1 rRNA gene (only partly in view) is annotated in these 1733 nt (G+C 54.0%); it reads right to left on the bottom strand.

Annotated elements, in window-relative coordinates:
• Positions 1-1571 (bottom strand): 23S ribosomal RNA (locus RWH44_RS16075) (its annotated part extends 1517 nt beyond the left edge of the window); the annotation flags it as partial.
• Positions 1572-1733 lie beyond the last annotated feature (162 nt).

Raw genomic sequence — 1733 nt, 5'->3', positions numbered from 1 at the left:
AAGCGTGAGCTAGGACTCTTAGCACCACTGGATTAGCTTGGGCGGTTCTTCGCCGGTACGGGAATATCAACCCGTTGTCCATCGACTACGCCTGTCGGCCTCGCCTTAGGTCCCGACTTACCCAGGGAAGATTAGCTTGACCCTGGAACCCTTGGTCTTTCGGAGGACGTGTTTCTCACACGTCTTTCGCTACTCATGCCTGCATTCTCACTCGTGTAGCGTCCACGGCTGGGTCACCCCGCCGCTTCACTCGCCACACGACGCTCTCCTACCCATCAACACGGCTGGACCACGAAGGCCTACCAAAAATGTCAATGCCACAACTTCGGTGGCGTGCTTGAGCCCCGTTACATTGTCGGCGCGGAATCACTTGACCAGTGAGCTATTACGCACTCTTTCAAGGGTGGCTGCTTCTAAGCCAACCTCCTGGTTGTCAAAGCAACTCCACATCCTTTCCCACTTAGCACGCGCTTAGGGACCTTAGTTGGTGGTCTGGGTTGTTTCCCTCTCGACTATGAAGCTTATCCCCCACAGTCTCACTGCTGCGCTCTCACTTACCGGCATTCGGAGTTTGGCTGACGTCAGTAACCTTGTAGGGCCCATCGGCCATCCAGTAGCTCTACCTCCGGCAAGAAACACGCAACGCTGCACCTAAATGCATTTCGGAGAGAACCAGCTATCACGAAGTTTGATTGGCCTTTCACCCCTATCCACAGCTCATCCCCTCAGTTTTCAACCTAAGTGGGTTCGGTCCTCCACGACGTCTTACCGTCGCTTCAACCTGGCCATGGATAGATCACTTCGCTTCGGGTCTAGGACACGCGACTGAATCGCCCTATTCAGACTCGCTTTCGCTACGGCTACCCCACACGGGTTAACCTCGCCACGTATCGCTAACTCGCAGGCTCATTCTTCAAAAGGCACGCTGTCACCCCTACTAAGGAGGCTCCAACGGTTTGTAAGCAAACGGTTTCAGGTACTATTTCACTCCCCTCCCGGGGTACTTTTCACCTTTCCCTCACGGTACTTGTCCGCTATCGGTCATCTGGGAGTATTTAGGCTTATCAGGTGGTCCTGACAGATTCACACGGGATTTCTCGGGCCCCGTGCTACTTGGGATACTCTTCACGCCAAGAACAAGCATTTCGACTACGGGGTTCGCACCCTCTATGACCGGCCATTCAAAACCGTTCGTCTATACCCTCTTGTCACGTCGACTGCTCGGCAGAACAATCCGAAAAGTCCCACAACCCCCAACATGCAACGCCTGCCGGCTATCACACACGCTAGGTTTAGCCTCTTCCGATTTCGCTCGCCACTACTCACGGAATCGCTGTTGCTTTCTCTTCCTGTGGGTACTGAGATGTTTCACTTCCCCACGTTCCCTCTACCCGCCCTATATATTCAGGCGGGAGTCACCAGGTACGCACGCGCCCTGGCGGGGTTTCCCCATTCGGACACCCTCGGATCAAAACTCGCTTATCAGTTCCCCGAGGCTTATCGCAGATTGCTACGTCCTTCTTCGGCTCCAGATGCCAAGGCATCCACCGTTTGCTCTTAAAGACTTGAAATCACATGAGTTGAATCGTCAAAAAATTGACTAATGATCTTTAAGATCATCTTCACGAGCCAGCCAAAGACTGACTCGAAGATGCTCGCGTCCACTGTGTAGTTCTCAAAGTACGGGCGGAACCCACCCCAGCCACCGAAACACCGGCACCAGAACAGGCCCA

The sequence above is a fragment of the Microbacterium phycohabitans genome, from assembly GCF_032464935.1.
GTDB classification, from domain to species: domain Bacteria; phylum Actinomycetota; class Actinomycetes; order Actinomycetales; family Microbacteriaceae; genus Microbacterium; species Microbacterium phycohabitans.
Note: the sequence above shows the minus strand (reverse complement) of the source record. Positions and strands in the feature narration are given on the sequence as shown.